This window comes from Bradyrhizobium mercantei, assembly GCF_001982635.1.
GTDB classification, from domain to species: domain Bacteria; phylum Pseudomonadota; class Alphaproteobacteria; order Rhizobiales; family Xanthobacteraceae; genus Bradyrhizobium; species Bradyrhizobium mercantei.
In genome coordinates, this window is record NZ_MKFI01000003.1 from 986,796 (window position 1) to 1,005,647 (window position 18,852).

General features: G+C 58.4%; 15 protein-coding genes. 4 read left to right on the forward strand and 11 right to left on the reverse strand.

Going from position 1 to position 18,852, the window contains the following annotated elements; translation table 11 throughout:
* Nucleotides 1–207: 207 nt before the first annotated feature.
* The 9 genes from BI327_RS18160 to BI327_RS41775 all read right to left on the reverse strand — a co-directional run bounded on the left by BI327_RS18160 (nt 208) and on the right by BI327_RS41775 (nt 7,674).
* Nucleotides 208–1,107, reverse strand: coding sequence for a hypothetical protein (locus BI327_RS18160; RefSeq protein WP_143271647.1), 900 nt, complete (start codon nt 1,105–1,107; stop codon nt 208–210).
* Nucleotides 1,108–1,193: 86 nt separating this feature from the next.
* Nucleotides 1,194–2,183, reverse strand: a complete 990-nt coding sequence (locus BI327_RS18165; RefSeq protein ID WP_076862096.1) for a TylF/MycF/NovP-related O-methyltransferase — start codon at nt 2,181–2,183, stop codon at nt 1,194–1,196.
* 87 nt (nt 2,184–2,270) lie between these two features.
* Complete coding sequence (locus tag BI327_RS18170) at nt 2,271–2,876, reverse strand: 2OG-Fe(II) oxygenase family protein (protein WP_076862097.1); 606 nt, start codon at nt 2,874–2,876, stop codon at nt 2,271–2,273.
* Nucleotides 2,877–2,909: 33 nt separating this feature from the next.
* Entirely contained in the window at nt 2,910–3,344 is a 435-nt protein-coding gene (locus tag BI327_RS18175) for a GFA family protein (RefSeq protein WP_210191212.1), read from the reverse strand.
* A 33-nt stretch (nt 3,345–3,377) separates the two neighbouring features.
* The gene (locus tag BI327_RS18180; protein ID WP_083742126.1) at nt 3,378–4,277 is read right to left on the reverse strand and encodes a fatty acid desaturase family protein; all 900 of its coding nucleotides are present in this window, start codon (nt 4,275–4,277) and stop codon (nt 3,378–3,380) included.
* Entirely contained in the window at nt 4,274–5,659 is a 1,386-nt protein-coding gene (locus tag BI327_RS41110) for a preATP grasp domain-containing protein (RefSeq protein WP_083742127.1), read from the reverse strand. Before BI327_RS41110 ends, BI327_RS18180 begins: the two co-directional genes overlap by 4 nt.
* 16 nt (nt 5,660–5,675) lie before the next feature.
* Nucleotides 5,676–6,461, reverse strand: coding sequence for a hypothetical protein (locus BI327_RS18190; RefSeq protein WP_076862099.1), 786 nt, complete (start codon nt 6,459–6,461; stop codon nt 5,676–5,678).
* 50 nt (nt 6,462–6,511) lie between these two features.
* Nucleotides 6,512–7,081: a 2OG-Fe(II) oxygenase gene (locus BI327_RS18195; RefSeq protein ID WP_159450468.1), complete on the reverse strand. Its 570-nt coding sequence runs from the start codon at nt 7,079–7,081 to the stop codon at nt 6,512–6,514.
* A gap of 374 nt (nt 7,082–7,455) precedes the next feature.
* A complete protein-coding gene (locus BI327_RS41775; RefSeq protein WP_076862101.1) occupies nt 7,456–7,674 on the reverse strand; it encodes a hypothetical protein in 219 nt (72 codons plus the stop codon).
* Nucleotides 7,675–8,192: 518 nt separating this feature from the next.
* Here BI327_RS41775 and BI327_RS18205 point away from each other — a divergent pair.
* On the forward strand, nt 8,193–8,414 hold the full coding sequence (locus tag BI327_RS18205) for a hypothetical protein (protein ID WP_143271648.1): 222 nt from the start codon (nt 8,193–8,195) through the stop codon (nt 8,412–8,414).
* Between the two features lie 485 nt (nt 8,415–8,899).
* On the opposite strand, the gene BI327_RS18210 is transcribed toward BI327_RS18205, so the two are convergent.
* A complete protein-coding gene (locus tag BI327_RS18210) occupies nt 8,900–10,597 on the reverse strand; it encodes a DUF262 domain-containing protein (protein ID WP_076862103.1) in 1,698 nt (565 codons plus the stop codon).
* 823 nt (nt 10,598–11,420) lie between these two features.
* Entirely contained in the window at nt 11,421–12,698 is a 1,278-nt protein-coding gene (locus BI327_RS18220) for an acyl-CoA dehydrogenase family protein (RefSeq protein WP_076862105.1), read from the reverse strand.
* Between the two features lie 448 nt (nt 12,699–13,146).
* On the opposite strand from BI327_RS18220, the gene ectB reads away from it, so the two are divergent.
* The 3 genes from ectB (at nt 13,147) to BI327_RS18235 (ending at nt 18,817) form a co-directional block, all read left to right on the forward strand.
* A complete protein-coding gene (gene ectB, locus BI327_RS18225; RefSeq protein WP_076862106.1) occupies nt 13,147–14,442 on the forward strand; it encodes a diaminobutyrate--2-oxoglutarate transaminase in 1,296 nt (431 codons plus the stop codon).
* A gap of 315 nt (nt 14,443–14,757) precedes the next feature.
* The gene (locus BI327_RS18230; protein WP_159450469.1) at nt 14,758–15,753 is read left to right on the forward strand and encodes a phosphotriesterase family protein; all 996 of its coding nucleotides are present in this window, start codon (nt 14,758–14,760) and stop codon (nt 15,751–15,753) included.
* A 1,519-nt stretch (nt 15,754–17,272) separates the two neighbouring features.
* Complete coding sequence (locus BI327_RS18235) at nt 17,273–18,817, forward strand: MATE family efflux transporter (protein ID WP_076862108.1); 1,545 nt, start codon at nt 17,273–17,275, stop codon at nt 18,815–18,817.
* The last annotated feature ends 35 nt before the right edge of the window (nt 18,818–18,852 follow it).

Here is an 18,852-nt window from a genome sequence, read left to right on the forward strand (position 1 = left end):
TCCCCGGATACTTCACGCCGGCGGCCTGTGCCGCCTGCTTCACCGCAACGGACGATCGGCTGCGCTACCCCGACCAGCTTCGCCGATCGTCCGTCGTACCACCTGGTGTACAAAACGCGACAACTCTTGCCGCTGCCGGATGAACAAGCAGTGGCAGCCAGTGCGACCCGGCTTCTCCGCCATGGTGCTGACTTTTCGTAGCCACAGCTATGCTGCGAGCTTCCGAAAGAACGCTGCGGCAACACGGCTCCGATGAGGCTCACTCAGTTCGCTGAATCCCCCGCCCGTTTCGAACTCGCAAAACCAGAACTCGGAGCCGGTCCATAGCCAGTCAACGCACAGGTATGTCGTTTCCAGGTGTTTTGCGAGAGCTCGAGAGCCTTCCAGTATCGCATCCGGCGTGGCGCACAATTCTCCTTCCTTCAAGGGTTCGCGCCTGCGGCACGCGACAATCTCGCAGCGATCGAGATAAACGCGATACTCGGCTTCGATCGAAATGCAGGACTGAATGATAAGCAATCGCCCTGGAAACGGAGGGTTTTCAATATATTTCTGCAGCCCGGCCCGGTCGTTTATTGTTCTCTTCCCCAGCCCCGATGTCAGATCGCGTGGCCGGATGAACATTGGATAGGAGCCCACGGTCTGCTCGGCAAAGTCCAGTTGTGAACGAGTGGAGCGCTCCGCCCCGAGCAGTGCCGTAGTCAATGCGTGCAGCCCAAGTTTCCGCGCGATATCAGTCCCACGAAACTTGTCTTTACAGACCATCGGGAATTTTGCCGTATAGTTCAGCAGTCGTACGTTCGTCGAATTCGCGATCAATCGATAAAGCGATTCCTGCTTTCTTTCCTTCTGCAGATCGGGATGTATCAGACCAACGTAGGCGGCTCCATCCTGGGTCAGTATGTTCCCGAATTCACTATGCCAGACGATGGGAGTCTCGCCGGTCGCGATGTACATATCCTCCAGATGGATCAACCGGAATTTGTAGCCCAGAGCTTCCGTATACGTGGCGTACAGACCGTTGTAGACATCAAGGGATGTCCTGATGACTTCATCCATTGTCTCTGGATATCCGTCGAATGAATCGATCCAATAGAAATTTTTCATCTGGTTCGTTTCGAAAAGAACGGAGTCTCGCCGCGGGACCAAGGCCGACTTCGGGAAGACCACAGGAGCCGACAGGCAGTGGAAATCTATATGGTGTAAACCGGCCTGTCATGGCGGTGATCCTGAAATCCGTTCCAGAAATCGCGCAGGGCGTACCAATACCCGTAAATGTCGGACTTCTTGGCATTTTCGTCAGCTCTTAGAAGCGAGAGCAGTAGGCCGGCATTCTCGGCCGGCTCGTGAGCGTCGGCACTGTCCCTTGCGCGGCGCCAGCATCCTTCCAGCGTATCGATGAAGAAGCGATCGCTTCGAAGATAATCCAGGCTGTAAATGTTTCCGTCAACGCTGGAGAGTGTGTTCTCAATTTCGGCTTTCTCTCCTTTCTTTATCACAACGGTGTAGGGAAAGGAGATGTGGAAAAGCGGAACTATCTGTCTCGCGTTGAAAAAGCCCACTGCCGCGCGAAGCGGTCCCTGGGCCGGATGAAAGAAATCGTCAATTACGATGTAACCCCCGTCCGAAACCCGATCATAGAGCGCGTCCAGCACCGGTCGAACACTTGTATAAAGATCGCAATCAATGTGGACGAACGCAAACTTGGCCTGAGAGGAAATCCGGGGAAGCGTGTCGTCGAAAAAACCGGGAACAATCTCAACGACGTCCTGGAGCCCGAAATTCCCGATCCTTTTTTCGAGGCGCTCTTTCCATTGTGTAACAGGGCGTCCGTCAGGGGGACCGTAGTCGCCTTTGCGAAACACCGGATTATCCAGTTCGGGGTGAAGTGCCGGCAGGCCGGTGAAACTGTCCAGGCAATACATCTTCCGCTGATGTTCGCGTGCCCGCAGGCCAAGGAAGAGCGACATTCCACCCATTCCAACGCCCAGATCGATGAAGTCACCCTCGATCTGCCTGATGTTCTCTTCGATCAATCGTCCGTACAGCCATTGCCCCCAGGGGAACGGGGGAAACATGCTGTAGCGGGCGAGCATACGAATATCGCTCCCGAGCTGCCCTGGCAGCTCGGAGAATTCGAAGAGATCGAACGGAAAGTAATTGTGCCGTTTCGTAAGCGCCATTGCGATCTCCAACCTCTAAGAGAGCTTTGCCCATCCGGCAGGCAGGATCCATGCCGCGGGATCGCCACTGCCGGGCGCTGAACTTGATCAGCATGTCTCGGCGCGGGCCAACCAGAACGCCAGCGTGCAGCGTCGTCCGGCCATGACCGGCATTACCTCGTGCTCCAGTTCGGCATCTGTCACCAGGACCGTAAAGTCGTGCAGGAACAGCGCGGGACGGTCGGGTGGGTAGATGGCGAACCCGCCGCCTGCCTCGGCGGCATTGAGCTGGACGATCACCGCTGCCAGATACCGCTTGCTGGATTCGCTGTCACGGTGCCGGCCGATGAATTCGCCCTCGGCCAGGACATGCGCCTGCATGCGGCGCACGACGAGTGGCTCGCTGGCGAGGATGTTCTCATACAGCGCCAGCTTGCCGGGTGCCGCGACAATGTCGAGCAGTGCATCAACCAGTACCGCGTCGGTCGCGCGCGGCCTGTCGCCATCGATCAGCAAGCGGTGCACGCGCACGGATACAGCCTCGTCCGTGTCGCCGGTGGAGACGACGACGAAGCGATCGGGATCATTCATGGCAAGATGGCGGATGCGGGCTCGTTCCTCCGGGGAGAACGGGCAGTCATGCGAACCGAACGCCAGGTAGCCGGTCTGCCTGAACTGATCGGCGAGCGATTCTTCGATTACTTCGCGCATCATCCACCCCCTGGTCCAGCGCGCTGCGGTTCACGTCTATTCCGTGGTCTTGTGCGTCCCGGCCGCGATACTCGCCGCCCAGTTCCTCCCATCGAATTCGACATATTCGAGCACGACATCGGGCGGGAATTCGACGCAGCGGGCATTGACGCTGCGAAACCCCGTCGGATGCGATCGGGGCTGATAAAACGGCTTGATGCCGCAGCGGACACAAAACTTATGAACGGCGAGGAACTCACCGAAGCGATACTGTTTCAGGTATTCCTGCCCCCGGTGAAGCCGGAAATGCTCCTCACGTACCATCAGCTCCTGATGGCCTGATTTGTGGCAGATACTGCAATTGCAAAGGGTGATAGTCAGGTTTCTTGTAGCTGCAGCCGAAAACGCTACGCCTCCGCAGTGGCAGCTGCCGTGGTACCAGAAGCGCCGGACGCCCGTCTCGTCCACGAATTCGGCTGGCAGGTCGATCAATTGCAGTCTCCGTCGTAACTAGGCAAGCCCGCCTTACAACTGCCCGCGCCGGATGAGACGAAGGGCGAGCCGAAGATGAAACGCCAGATACGACGTCTCCATTGGATCTGCGCGCCCGGTGTCGGCGCGATGCGCTGAATGGAGTGCGAAGGCGGGCAGCGCTGGCTGGCGATGATGGATCGCATGATAGTTCGCGTGCCATTGGAAGAACCGGACGACGGCGTTCGAGCGGATATTGCGCGCCCGGGGCCATGGCTTTCCCTCTTCGGCCAGGTCGAAATGTTCGGCCAGACTGAAGAACAGCGCGAACGCCGGATAGAACAGCAGCGGCAGCCAATAGACGATGAACATGGTCCGTGTCTGCCAAACCGTCGCCGCTCCGCAGGCCGCCAGCCAGAGCGAGATGGCAAGATTGTCGCGTCGGGCGGCACGTGCCCAGCGCCTGCTATTGATGCCTGCCGGAAAATCGCCCCTCCAGGTCAGGACCATGCGGCGGAAGATCGACCCCCAGAAGCCCAGTCCCGACTGAGCATGAAGATAGCCAGATAAATTCGCGAACCGGATCTGCGGCTCGGAATCTCCCTCAGTCGCCGAAAAGCGATGGTGTATCAGATGCTGGCGACGATAGATCGTGAAGTTCACCAGAATTGGCATGCACCAGAGAGCACCGGCAACGCGGTCCCACCGGCCTGCGCCGAAGTGGGTCTGGTGAATGCAGTCATGCCCGGCGTTGAGACAGCCGGACAGGATGAAGGCGCAGCCGAGGACGGGCACTGCCGCCCACGCGCGAGGCGAGATTACCAGCGCTGCCGACGCAAGAACCGCGTAGGCAGCCAGGATCACCGTTGCCCGCGCCAAGGTCCGCACTGGGCTCGGCAGCGGTGTTCGCGGATTCGAATCGCGCGCCGAAGCTGTTCCGGAAGCGAAGCTCATGCCGCGACATCCAGTTCGTGCCGGAGCATTTCGAGCAGACGCTGCTCCATCGCACGCGCCTCATGGCAGCCTTTGGCGATGACAAGCGCCTCAAAGGTATGCGTGTTCACATCGTCGCACGCCAGCACGACAATACCGCAACGATTGCCGGCGCTGAAAGCAAGGCCGCTTCGTTCGAGCAGGGCCACAAGTCGTCCGAAACCCGGTGACGGCACGTCGCGGAACGAGGCTGCGACATGCGATGCGGTGAAGCCGGAGTCGAGCAGCCGGCTTGCGACTTCGTGAAGAACAGTGCCGCCCCCCCAGCGGGCGTTGGCCTCGTTGAACAGCAACTGGTTGTCGGAGGTGATGATCGCGTCAATATTGATGTGGCCCCGATAGCCCATCATCGCGGCAAGCTGAAGCATTCGGCCGCAATGCAGGGTTGCCTCCGCCAGCCGCGCAGCCGGCAAGACGGCAGGCAATTGAAGACCTACCCAGAACAGGCTGGTGGCCGCCGGATCAGGGCTGCGGCTCAGGCGGATTGAGCCGGAGTTGAGAAACTCGGCCTGTCCGTCAGGCCTGATCAGAAACTCGAGATAGAACATGGCGTCGGCCCGGTGATAGGCCTCGACAACGAGCGGACCGGCATGGCGTCCTTGCAAAGTCTGCCATAGCGCAGAGAGCATCTCGGTTCGATCGTCCCTATTTGCGACAGGGAGCGGAATCGACCGGCAGGCGCCGGGGAACGGGCCGGTTTCCACTTCGCTCAGCACAATGTTGCCGGTTCCGCCCGCGCCATTGTCGAGCTTCACCATCACATTCCCCGTCAGGGGCAAAAGCGCATCGATGACACGCTTGAGATCTGTCTCCCCGGTTACGATCGCGCCCTCGGGTATCGGCAACCCGGTGCCGACCGCGAACTGGCGAAAATGACTTTTCCGGTTGAGTAGGTCGGTGCCAAAATGTGCGGCATGGCGTCGGGCGATCGCCTGACCGCCCGAAGCGCCCAGGCGCAACTCCTCCTGCAATCGGGCGGTACCGGCCGTCTGATAGCAAGCGAGCATCGACCATTCTTCAGGTGCGCCGATCGCGCGACGAAGTGCCTGGATCGTCCGTTGATCCAGCAGGACTTCGTCGTTCAGAACGACACTGGCTGCGCCCGTCTCGGGTGTTACGATCCGGACGGGCGCTTTCCCGTCCTGCGTCTGCCAACCGAGGACCCTGGCCATATAGGACAGAAACTCGTCGCCGGGGCGCCTGGTTGCCACCACAACATCGCCCGGACGCGCGAGCCAGACGTTCCGCGTCGCCGCTTGTGCCGCGAACAGCGCCTGCTGCTGGTCAAGCCGCTGACCAAGCATCTGCTCGGTCGCATTATTCATGATGATGATAGTCGGCATCCCTGATGCCTTGCGGTTAGGCTGGGACCGGCGAAGCCGCCACGAGACCGGCACACCATTCGTGGTTCATGGCGTAAGCACTGAGGCATTTCTCAAGGAAGCCCGCTTCCTCATCAGGCTTGATCAGTTTCTCGATCATTCCGCCGGTCATTGCCACGTGGACGGCCTCGCCGCTGCTGTCGTTTCCGATGTGAGCTTCGAAATAGTCCAGCCCTCTTGAAGCGTCCGCACCGAACAGCAACTGAATTGTTTCATACAGCGCCGTGATCATTGCGAAGGCATGCCGCTCGAAAGCGAGCATATGGGCGATATTACGGTTTCCGTCCGGATCGGACAGTCCGTCGTAGAGCCGGTCCAGATAGTCGGCCGTCTTCCGGTTGGGCAGGGCTTCCGTGAAACCGGCGCCGATCAGTTTCCTCACGTCACTGATCAGCATCGCCGAGTGAAAATTGCGATTCACTTCGGTCAGGCCCAGCAGTCCATTCGGCCCGCTGCGCATGACGAGTTCATGCCCGCCAAATTCGTCCCACGTCAGGAACGCTCCGACCGCAGCGCTGATCTGAATGTTGTCCTTCCATGCGGACTGACTGAGGCCTCCCCGGTAGGCCCGGTAAATTGCACCGCTCTGAATATAAGGGAAGGCAACAGACATCGCCGCATATTGCCCCATGAGCGCGCCGAAACTCTCACGGTCTATGCCGCTGCCGAAGGGGTGGTCGGGGTACAAAGCCGAGATCGACCTATCCAGCCGGCGCAGGAAGCCGTCCGCATCGATATTGGTCAGGACATCAGGAGCTCGCATCTTTCACCTTTGAAAATAACTAACCCGGTCAATCCCTGAGGAGCCCCGTGTCATGCCGACTCCGCTTCGACCTTTGGCCGGAATTGGGCGTGAATCTCGCGTTCATTGCCCAGGGCGTACGCATGACGCACCCAGCTGACAACTATCCACTTGAACCCGCTCGTGATGGGCAGGCAGGCGTGCCAGGCCTCCGGCCCGTTCTGCCAGACGACCGCACTGCCGACCGGCAGGTCGCGGAACACCTCACCACTGTCGAACGCCAATTCGCCGCCACCGTAGCCGCCGTTGAGGAAATAAACGATCGAGTGCGAGCGATGCGGGCCATCAAGGTGACGTTCGCTGCCGTTTCCCGGCGGGTAGCAGACAATCTCCATCGGCTCGATGCGCTCCCGGGTGATGGCCGTCTTTTCATGCCGACCGATCAGCCCGCAAGTCAGCCCGGCGAGATCTTCGTCGACCCATTTGCAGTTGTACGCCTCGCGGACCTTGGGATCGTAGACGCGTTCTCCCTTGGTCCAGAACATCGCTGGGCTCAGTCGTCCCGACATTTCCGCAATCAATTGTGCACAGCGTTGTGGCGGCAGGACCTCCGGGAATAAAACTGGCGCGATCAAAGACATATCTCTTCCTCCCGCCATTGCCGGAGCCAAAGCATGCAATTATCCGGTACGTAATGTACGATGCGGCACACACCTGCATGAAGCTTGGCGGGTCCGCATCGCTCTCCCCAAAACTTGGATCGGGCGCGCTCGCAGCGATCATTGTCAGCGGTCCCGTTCACCGGCAAACTGCTCTTCCTCCCCGGTTCAAGCACTGCGACGTTGCCGTCCCTCGGCTTCGCGTTTGCAAACCACCGGGATGGAGGGAACGTTCTTTGACGAAGGCTGCAATTGACCTTCCCGTTGCTCAAGTCTGCCTTGAGGCGTCCGCCCGATGACACGCCGGAGCGTGCTTGCGGGGCGCGGCTTTCGGCCGCGCCCCCATTACATTGCTGTCAGCCGTGCTCCGAGGCGTGATACTTGCTTGCTTCCTTTTCGTGATCTTGAGCGAGTATCAGTTCGCCACGCGCGACAAGCGCATGGTGCGCAGCCTTTTCGCCATTTCCGGCATCGTAACACTTGGCTGCATCACGATATTGTTTGGCTGCAAGTTCAAGGTGCTCTCCGGCCATATTGAGATGCTCGGCACCCAGGTTCTTTGCTCCGATGCTCATTTGAAATCTCCATTATGAACTGATCGCAAACGTGGCAACAATCTGAGGACCGGCGATTTCACGTGCTGGCGGCCCGCAACTTCTTTCGACAAGTCCGTGCTGTTGAAGACGACGTACCATACATCAACCGAAGATTGCTTACAACTCCAAGAGACGTCACTTGATAAATTCAATTTAACGACGAGCGTCTCCGATGGTCAAGAGCGCTGCCATTGTGTCGTTACAGGGATCGTCCAGGGCAGTCGCGGGTCGGTGCCGGTCGTCTCCGGCGGGCGTCTGCCGACGCTGCCCGCCTGCCGCATAGGACCACTGGAAAACGGCGCACGCCAATTGTACAAGGCAAATTCAGAAAGCACAGTGGCATTGAAGCTGCGACAGTTGCCGCGGGCTTGCATTCAAGGACCGCATGTTGCGTTCTGCAAAATCTTTCACACGTATGTGACAAGACGAGAAAACGCCGCTCTGTCCGTATCGGACGAAGGGCTGGCTCTCAGCGCACGCCCTGAAGCCGAGAAATCATGGAAAGACTCTCCGAATATCGACAGATGAAGGCGCGGCCTGGAGACGGCGATATAGGCGAGTTCGCGAACGTCGGCCATGCCGCGCGAAGCGGCATGCCTTTCAAGCTCCCTGAAATCACGCACATGCTCACCGCAATCCCCGCGAACAGCGCAGCCTGCCAGCCGAGCATCGGGACAAGATCGTCGGCGGCTACCAGAATGGCGATCTTCTCCGGATGAACCTCGTCTTCCGCCGGTCAGTGACCGCGGCTTTGCCGTGACGTTCAAGGCGATGCTTTCTGCCGTGCAGGCATGCCATTCAACTATGGGCCCTCGGGCCGTTAGCGGCGATCTCGAAGCTGCGGTAAAAGCGCCGGGCAGTGCCGTGTACATGCTGCACGTTGGCCGCGACGTGTCTGGAGGCTCATCGCACAAAGGTACTTCGATGCGCGGTTTTGGTTTTGGGCTGAGCCGATTGAAGAGCGCTTTGAAAAAAGCGGTACGCACGAGATATATCGGATGGAGTGCAATCCACGGGGGTTGCCGTCTTCGCACCCACGCGGCGTGGAATAGTGGAACTTCCCTTGAAGGGGCAGGGCACCGGTCGGGGAGTCCGCGCTCGAACGCGGGCCCGCCGGGAAGGGAAAAGCGCGCTGTGCCGCTCTTTGGGCGCTCAAGTACGCCCGACCGGACGACATTCGGCTTAATCGCACATATCGGCTGGATCACGCCGCTTTCCGGCTCTCCAGGCGCCAATGGGCTTCGAGCTTGTCACAAAGCTGCTTTTGGCGAGCGGCAACGATGGCAGGAGTCCAATCGTTGTGTTCGAGAACCTGTGTCGTGAGCACGAACGGCGATACGCCGTCCTTTGCGAAGTAGGCCTTCTTCTTGCGATCGAATTCCCAATTGCTCGCCGAGGCGTTTTTCTTTCTTGTCAGGAGGGCCAAGTTTCCCAGCGAGTGAACGACTTCGAGCCGCTTCTGCGCGTCCGGAAACCACTCGGCCCATTTGCTGTCCGCCTTGAGATTCTGCGGCAGCACGTGCTCGACGGTGATGGTGTCGTAGTCGTAGCTTGCGCCACCTCCGGACATGAGCGCATCGAGACGAAGCAATACTGCGGATCGTGCGCGGGCCGCCAGCGTATCGTATAGGGGGCCGCTCAGAACCTTGTATGTTGCCGCCTGTTCGGCCTGCGAAAGCTGCAATGCAGACTTCGTGCCGGTCAGATCGTCGCCGTTCTCGATCTCCCTGGTGAGCCGCGAGAATTTCTCGATGCGGTCGTTGATGCTGCTCTTGCGGATCAACATGGAGTACGCAAGCCGCTCCAGATCGCGGAAGAACGTCTCCATCTTCCTGGGCTGGCTGCGGTGGCGCACCGCGAAGGCGAGGGCGGGCGGCAGCCAATCGTTAAATTCGAGACGATTCAGCCATTTCAGATGCTCATTGACGATTTCCGCCTTTTCCGAGCTGACGTAAGCGGAATCGGTCAACTCGGCAAAAACGTCGCCGATGGGGACGATGACTTCATCGATCAGTTGCTTGGGCTTGTAAGCCTGCGCAACGTGTTCGCGGAACTCCTTGAGGACGGTGCCTTTTGGTTTCGCTTTGCGATAGATCATGCGGATGAGGCTCAGAAGCTCGCTGAACTGATCGCGCCCCAGAGACTCTTCCAAATCTTCCCACTTCCTGGTGTAGGCGTCGCGCTGGCTGTCTTCGATCGCGCCGACGATCTCGGCCTTCAGGATATCGCCCGGTGCGAGCGGCAGGCCACGGCTGTTCAGTATCGAGAAAATGCGATAAGCGGAGTCAAGGTCCGGGGTCGAGACCACGACGAGGAAGCATCGCGTGACCATGAACTGAGCGAGAGTCAGGCGCTCCGCGACCGTCATTTCCTTCAGCCGTTCATCAAAATAAAGAGCGTTCCGGCGGAGGTTCTGGCGGCTGTCGGAGTTTTGTTCGCCAAGGGCGACGAGACTGGTGAACCCTCCTTCGCGTTGAACGTAAGTTTGAAAGAATTCGAGGTCTCGGGAACGCAGAGCCAGACGAAATCGATCCTGCGTCCCCAGGATCTGACTGCCTTTTTCATAGATCAGCTGCGTTATGTCGCGGCCCTCGTCCGCAGACAGGTTTGCCCGGATCGCTGAAAGAAGGAGCGTTATTGTGGTCAGTCTCTGCTGACCGTCCACGACCTGGCAGTCGGGGACGGTCTCGGGCTTGATCAGGACGATGCTTCCCAGAAAATAGGGGGATTGCTCTTCGCCCGGGTCTTTGGCCCTGGCGGCGTCCCATAGGTCATCCAGAAGATCGCGCGCCTGCTCCACCGTCCATGCGTAGGGGCGCTGAAAACCAGGAATTTCAAAAACGTAGTCGCCGCCGAAAATTTTCGAGATCGGCTGTTCGTGCGCTGAAAGTGGTGAAACCATTATATCCTCTCTTTCTATAGAGAACACATGGCATCCAACACCCGGGGTTGTCGAGACTCATTCCACGAGCCAACAGTCCCCGCACCTTCCGTAAGCGAACAAGAGAAGGCGGCGTCCCGCGCGTGGCATGACCCGAATGGGCCTGGCATCCGTGTGCCGGTTACACTCGAGCAAAGTCGGACGAGGCGCGCGGCGCCAACAGCGCATTACACTGGTAGGCGTAACGCACTTGGCTCGTGATTCCGGCAGGCCGGAATGAGGAAAATACCGCGATGCCGGCCCGGAATGCGTCGAGGGACTTCGCCTGCGGCCATCGGAGCGACTGCCGCGGATCGGCTTGAAGCGCCGCCATTTCCAGGCGCGGTCGTCACGATGGCTGACAACGGTTGAATTGTTTTACCGGGCGCGCGTCACGCGTTTCAGCTTGTTCCTGCGGCCGGCCACGGCTGGCTCGGCTTCAAATGCCGACCGACGACTCGTCAATGCGACGTCGATCCGCGTACGTAGCTCACGTAAACTCTCGAACGGACGGCGACAAGGCTGGCCGATCTCTCGGATCGATGGCTCGCATGCGCTGGTAGTCCAAGGGCGATCCGCCGCCTCGGTAAAACGACTTAGCCTGAATTGCTCTTTGCTCGGCCGATTTACATGCCTCGAAAGCTCAACTCAAAGACGATGACTTAGGTCACCCTTCGTCCATCCGAGCACAGAGAAGTCCTGCTGCCTGGCGGGAGTCGAAGGGACGCGGCTTCCTTGCGCCTGCCATGGCAGCCTGCCGAGAACGGCGCGTAGCAGGTCGAATTCGGTCACGCGTTTCGTCCTCCTACTCCATGCTCAGTTCGTGGCGGCCGACGACCATCCAGTGGACTTCGTCGGGGCCATCAGTCATGCGCAACTGGCGGACATCCGTGTACATCTCGGCGAGCGGCGTCCAATTCGAGATGCCGGTTGCGCCGTGCATCTGGATCGCCTGATCGATGATTCGAGAGGCACGCTCCGGCACCATAGCCTTGATCATGCTGACCCAGACCCGCGCTTCCTTGTTACCGAGCACATCCATGGCCTTCGCAGCCTTCAGGACCATCAGCCGCATGGCTTCGATTTCGCAGCGCGCCTGCGCGATTAACTGCAGATTGCCGCCGAGACGGGCGATCTTCTTGCCGAAGGCCTCGCGGGTGAGTCCGCGCCGCACCATCATGTCGAGTGCCTTCTCCGCCTTGCCGATCACGCGCATGCAGTGATGGATGCGGCCCGGGCCGAGGCGGATTTGCGAGATCTCGAAGCCGCGGCCCCCTCCGAGCAGGATGTTTCCCTTCGGCACCCGGGCGTTGTTAAAGCGCAGGTGCATGTGGCCGCGCGGTGCGTGATCCTGCCCGAAAACGTGCATGGGCCCGAGGATCTCGACGCCGGGCGTGTCCTTCGGCACCAGGATCTGCGACTGTTGCTTGCTCGGTGGTGCATCCGGATTGGTCTTCACCATCACGATCATGATCTTGCAGCGCGGGTCGCCTGCGCCGGAGATGAAGTACTTTTCGCCGTTGATCACCCACTCGTCACCGACCAGCTTGGCCGTTGTCGAGATGTTCTTGGCGTCGGATGAGGCCACGTTTGGCTCGGTCATGGCATAAGCCGACCGGATTTCCCCGTTGAGCAGCGGCTTCAGCCACTTCTCCTTCTGCTCTGGCGTGCCAACGCGCTCCAGCACCTCCATGTTGCCGGTGTCGGGCGCCCCGCAGTTCATGGCCTCAGGTGCAAGCAGGTCCTTGCCAAGCTCGGCGGCGATGTAGGCGAAGTCCAAATTCTTCATCCCCTCGCCGGTGTGAGCATTGGGCAGGAAGAAGTTCCACAAACCCTCCGCCTTGGCCTTCGACTTCGCCTTCTCGATCAATTCGAGATGCGCTGGGGTGAAGCTCCAGCGGTCGGCTGCGTTCTCGGGAAGCTTCTCGATCTCAGCCGAAATTGGTTCCACGGTTTCTTGGATGAACTTGCGCACGCGCTCATACAATGGCCGCACCCCGTCAGACATGCGAAGGTCGTTCAGTTCGTCCCCCGGGTTCAAGCTGTAATTGGTGTGACGGACTGGTGCGGTGATGTTCATCATTCAGCTCCTTTCTAATTTGGGCTTGCCGCGAGGCAGCCATTTTTCATTCGGCAGGCTTCCCGCCTGAAAAGCCTCCTATCAAAATTCATGGGAGCAGTCGAAACGACAGCTGATAGCTTGATCCCGTGATATCGCGGTCCGGAATATTCTGTCTCTCACCTCACGTTGACAGATTGCGTTCAATACCGGGGTGCAAACTTGGACGCGCCGAATCTTGTTCTGGTCCTCGCGACAACCACGCCCCGATCCCTCAGGGATACTGCTGACCTTAGTAGGTCCGCGATTCTCAGTTCTCATGTAGGTACATGGGGTCGTGCTTGGCAGCATGCGTCGCGCAACACATCCTGACGCGGGTCCAGAACGCGCGTGTTCGAATCGCCCGTCCACAGTTAGCGCAATCTGACGAAAGCCGCTTGTTCATGAACCTCTCACTTGGAAAGGAAACACGATGGGCGAGGCAATTGGCGAGCCGGCTAACTTGCGAGCTTTCTCAGCGTTAGAATCGAACGTCCGCTTGTATTCTCGTTCGCTTCCGGATGTCTTCAGTCGGGCCCGCGGCTCTATTATGTTAACGGACGGTGGCCGAGAGGTCATTGACTTCCTCTCTGGTGCCGGAGCGCTGAACTATGGCCACAATAATCATGAGATCAAGGCGGCCATTGCCGAGTATCTGGCGTCGGATGCCGTTGTCCATGGGCTTGATATGGCCACTCCTGCAAAGCGCGAATTCATGGAGACATTCGATTCTGTCATACTTCGCGAACGCGGTCTGCAGAACTATCGCTTTCAGTTCACCGGGCCAACTGGTGCCAATGCGGTTGAGGCGGCTTTAAAGCTCTCACGCAAAATCACCGGACGCCAGAACGTCGTCTCATTCACGCATGGATATCATGGTCTCAGTTTAGGGGCCGCCGCGGCGACCGGTGGTCGTCTTTTTCGCGTAGCCAGTGGCGTGGCTTTGTCCGGCGCAACTTTCATGCCGTATGATGGTTATCTCGGGCCAGCGGTTGATACGTCCGACTACCTGCGGAAGGTATTGCTTGACGAGAGCAGCGGCGTCGACGCTCCAGCAGCCATTCTCGTTGAAACTGTACAGGGAGAAGGGGGAATAAATGTAGCCGGCAAGGAATGGCTGCAATCACTTCAGGCCATAGCAAAGGACGTTGGTGCCCTTTTCATCGTAGACGATATCCAGATGGGGTGCGGCCGCACAGGCGAATTCTTTAGTTTCGAGTTCGCAGGGTTGTCGCCGGACATCGTTGTGCTGTCGAAGTCACTAAGTGGGTACGGCTTGCCATTGTCGATGCTATTGATCAAGGAGGAACGGGACGCATGGCGGCCAGGAGAGCACACAGCTACGTTTCGGGGAAATAACCTTGCGCTTGTATCCGCTACCGCAGCTATTAACGTTTATTGGCGCAGCCGGACGTTTTCAGAAGGGGTCCAGCGCACGGGAGATCTTATGCGTCGCCGGCTGGATTCCATTGCATCCGAGCATGGAAACAGTTTTGCTGTTCGCGGACGAGGCATGGCGCTGGGGTTTGACTGCCAGATTGCTGAAATCGCGGAGGCGACGGCACGCAAGGCATTTGAGAAGGGATTGATTATCGAACGATGCGGCCCCAGTGATCAGGTCGTAAAATTCCTACCTGCGCTCACGATCGATCCGGAGACATTAAATCAAGGCATTGACATATTCGAAGTATCTCTGACCGAGACGATCAAGCGAGCCCAGGTTGCATGACCATCGCGGCATGAAATCAGTTACATAGAACTGCCACGCCCAGCATCCTGGAAAAGGTGAGCCCGACTTAGCTAGCCAACCCATGTGGAGGATCAGCCCGGGTAGGGTGATGAACTGCGACTGGGAGGAATCCGTGAGGTTACTGGTTGGAGCAGGTGTCATCGCCCGAAAAGAAGGATCAACGAGGGCAACTACAAGTCGGTTGACCGAAATTGGAGATGGCGAATTCGCTAAGACCAAGCGGGCAACTCCAGGTCGTCTAGGCGACACTTCATCTTGATGCGAAGCAATAGCGGTGCGAGGAAGGCTCAATCCATGATGGTGCAGACGGTGACCGGTCGGATTTCGGTCGAAAGCCTAGGGATCACACTGATGCATGAGCACCTGTTCATCGCCTTTCCAGGTGCCTGGTTCGATCCACTTGCCAAGTTTGATCGAGCGGAATTAGTCAAGGAGGCAGTCCGCCGGCTGATGCAACTGCGCACTGAGCATGGTGTACGCACTTTCGTTGACCCTTGTCCGATCGAAACAGGCCGTGACGTTGCGTTGATGAAGGAGGTCTCCGAAAAGTCCGGTATGCAGATCGTCTGCGCCACCGGATTTTACTATGAGGAGATGGGGTTGCCGATCTACTGGCGCGCGCGTACCGTCGATGAGATCGCCGAATTTTACATCCGCGAGATCACCCATGGCGTCGGCGACACCGGTGTAAGGGCCGGGGTCATCAAGGTGTCGACGGGCGCGCCAGTTGTCACCGAGCAAGAGAGAAAATTTCTTGCAGCAGCCTGCGTTGCGCAGAGGACGACCGGGGTGCCGATCGTCACCCATACCACCAACGGGTACGGCGGGCCAGAACAACAACATCTATTCGCAGCTAATGGCGTCGCCGCCCGTCGCTGTCTGATCGGCCATTGCTGCACAAGTCCTGACCCCGCGTACCATCGGCGCGTTGTCGAGGGTGGCTCCTACATCGGGTTCGATCAGATCGGAATGGATTATTGCCAGCGCGACGTTGTTCGTGCCGACAACGTGGCGAAGCTCGTGCACGGCGGTTTTCGTTCGCAGATCATCTTGAGCATGGATCGCCTGTGCGGCAGGCTCGGCAAATTCAATTTTCAGCCTACCCCCGAGCAACTCGCCGATTTCGAGCGGCTGAGGTCCCAGGGCCTCTGGCAGGCGCACGCCTACATGTTCACCGATTTCATTCCTATGCTGCACGCTCATGGTGTGAACCAAGCGGACATCGCTTCGATCCTAGAGGACAACCCGCGACGGTTCTTTGCTGGTGAGGTTCCGACGCAGAGGCGGTGAACCAGCTTAGAAGCTCGAATTGTTGGATTAGAATATCTTGTCCGATATCTGACAGCCGGTGTTCGTATTGCCGCAGTTGAGGAGCGCGCGTACGGCAGCCCATGGCATGCGCAAATAGCCTTGAGGCGTACGTCTACGTGCCGTAGCCAGTACCTCAGGATATCCGGCTTCTATGTTGAAGCTGTGGATTTGTTCGGCGATTTAGTTCCTGGGTAGTACTTGCTCAGCAAGGTCCTGCTCATACTCAAGCAGGCGAACAGCTTCGCACCGGCGGCGTAGGTGCCCAGTGCCAAGCGTTGATGGTGCATTCTCGTCGCACGATTAAGAAGACGGGAAGGACCTCGGCCTTCCTCGATGCTCATCGTATCCAGTTCCCCTTCCTCGCCGCGCTTTGCGGTCGACCGACAGCAAGATACGTGACGCAATGTTCCATATGCGATGCCAGGAAATGGCAAACTGAAGCCACCCAGCACGCTGGAATGAGCACCTACAGCCTCGGAGGCCGTGCGAATCTATGCCCGCCGCTCGTTACGCCCTTCCTGGACCGCCCTGCGCTTCCGCTAAAGCTTTCTTGCGTTTTCCAGGTCACATCCTGCAACTTCTTGTTCTCGCTCCACCGGTTCAGCCACCGACGTTTTTCGCCCTGTGTTGCCCAGGGTAATCTAACGGCCGCATCTCCGCACGTAGCAATTCGCACCTCTGGTTTCAATGGGAAGTAGGCCGCCTGATCGATTCCCGTTCTTCGGGCGAATCCAGCAACCTCCGTTTTTGCTTCTCAAATGCCCGCCCTCAACGCCTCAATCGTCATTCGCTCCTGCTAGCCAACGGGTTCAACTGCGCAAAACACAAGTCAGCAAGCGGAGCTTGCGGCCCTCGTATCACCAACGAGGCGGACCGTACTTGCAGCGTGGCCATAAAAGCGAACAATGTTGGGCATCGTATGCTGGGCTGTCGGGTAGCCGACATGTTGTCCGCGCCAGAACGCGCGGCGTTGAGCAAACTGCTTTGTAAATCAAGTTTTGGCGGTTGGCACGATGCTTGGAATGGAAGCTCATCCAGGGCAGTTGCTGAAGGAACCGCAGTGATGTCTTACGAGACTTTCGCCTTTCGTCCCCCGTATACGTTCTCCTTGAGTGCAAGTCCTTCAATCCGACTATCCTTCTCTCTCCCCCATCGCCTGCGTTGGATGGCGGGCGTCCATTGCGCGATGCTGATGATCGGCCGGTTTGCCGTGCTGGCCACTTGCCGTGTGTCCCCTGGATTTACGATGCGCGAAAGGTCAATAAGCTAGCAGAAGGGTTGGTCAAGTTGTTGTGGTGTTCTCATCGGGTGGCCGAGCAGGCAGCCGCAGCGGATTCGATGGTAGATCCCGACGTTCATGTTCGCCGTTCGTCAAATTCGCTGACAAAGCTGCGCACGAATCTGCATCACCATAAGCGCGATTTGGGGCGAGAGCGAAATGCTCTCCGCGAAGCAAAAATCCATTTGCTCGAGATGTAAATCGGGCCGCAGGAGCTCCATGGAAAAGCTGAAAGAAGCAAAACCGGTGTCGGCGTGGCGGCGCCGAGTGATAGGAGTGACGCGCCGTCAGCTTGCTGTCGAACTCGGTCGCACCGCTAAACTCGCATTGCCGACCGTGCTGGCCGAACTCGGACAAGTCGCGATGATGATAACTGATCTCGCGTTCATCGGGCGCATCAGCGCTGAGGCGGTCGGCGCCGTAGCGCTCGCCAGCAAGATTTATTTTGTCGGTTTAGCACTCGGCATGGGCCTCATGTCGGCGGTTGCTCCGTTGGTGGCGCAGGCAGTTGGCAGCGACAATCCGGCCGCTGCGCGATCCATCCTCCGCATGGGACTGTGGGCCGCGCTACTGCTGTCGCCAGCGATGGTGGCTTTTATGCTGGGCAGCGAACAGATCTTGGTTGCTCTTGGTCAAGATCGAGAAGCTGCACGGCTTGCCGAGCAGTATCTATCTGGACTCGCATGGGGCGTCTTACCGGCATTGTGGTTTCGGGCAATCCGAAATTTCATGGTGGCGGTCAAGCGGCCGGAGCCGACCTTGTGGATCACGCTCGTTGCTATCCCTTTCAACGCCTTGCTGGTTTATCTTTTGATGTACGGCGATTTCGGCCTTCCGCGGCTAGAACTGCTCGGGGTGGGCGTTGCCACAACTCTGGTGAACTGCGCGATGTCCCTAGCCGCCCTCTGGTTCGCCATCCGGCGTCAGCCCTTCAGAGATTATCAGATCTTTGCACATCCCTGGCATTTCGATTGGCCATTGATGCGGCAATTGATCGTGGTTGGCGGGCCGAACGCGATGGCCTTTCTCATGGAGTATGGGCTGTACTCGGCTGCCGCACTCTTGATGGGCCTGATCGGCACCACCGCACTTGCGGCCTATCAGATCGCCAGCCAGATCGCCATAGTTCTATTCAAAGTCCCGATGGGTATCGCCATGGCAGCGACCGTGTGCGTTGGCCATGCGACCGGCCGCAAAGACGCTTCCGGCGCCAGACGCGCAGGCTTGGTTGCGATGCTGCTCGGCATCATAGTCACTGCAGTATTCACGATCGCCGTTATCGCTTCTCGGTTCAGGATTGTCTCACTATTTTTGAGAGAAACAGCCGAGAATGCCGATGCGACAACCGATTTGGCTGCAACCCTCCTCCTAGTGAGCGTGGTATTCTTCATCACAGAAACTGTAGAAACCATTGCGGCAGGTAGCCTCCGCGGACTGAAAGACACGCGGGTGCCGCTCTTGTGTGCGGGCGTCAGCTATTGGCTGATAGGCTTTTCGATGAGTTACGTGCTAGGTTTGAAGATCGGACTTGGCGCCATTGGCGTCTGGATTGGCTTGTCGCTTGGGACGACTGCATACGCAACGCTTCTGGTTCTTCGGTTCCAAATACTGGTGAGGAGGTTTGCTCTTCAGAGCTTGCATTCGACCACAACTTCGATCGATTCAGCTCTCGAGAGACGAGCGAAAACTTCGAAGCTCGGCGACACTTTGTCAGAAGCTCAGTCCGGCTCAACTAACCATCAGCTAACACGTGGCGCGGGATAATGTAGCAGGCGTGCTATTGGGACTGATTACGAGAT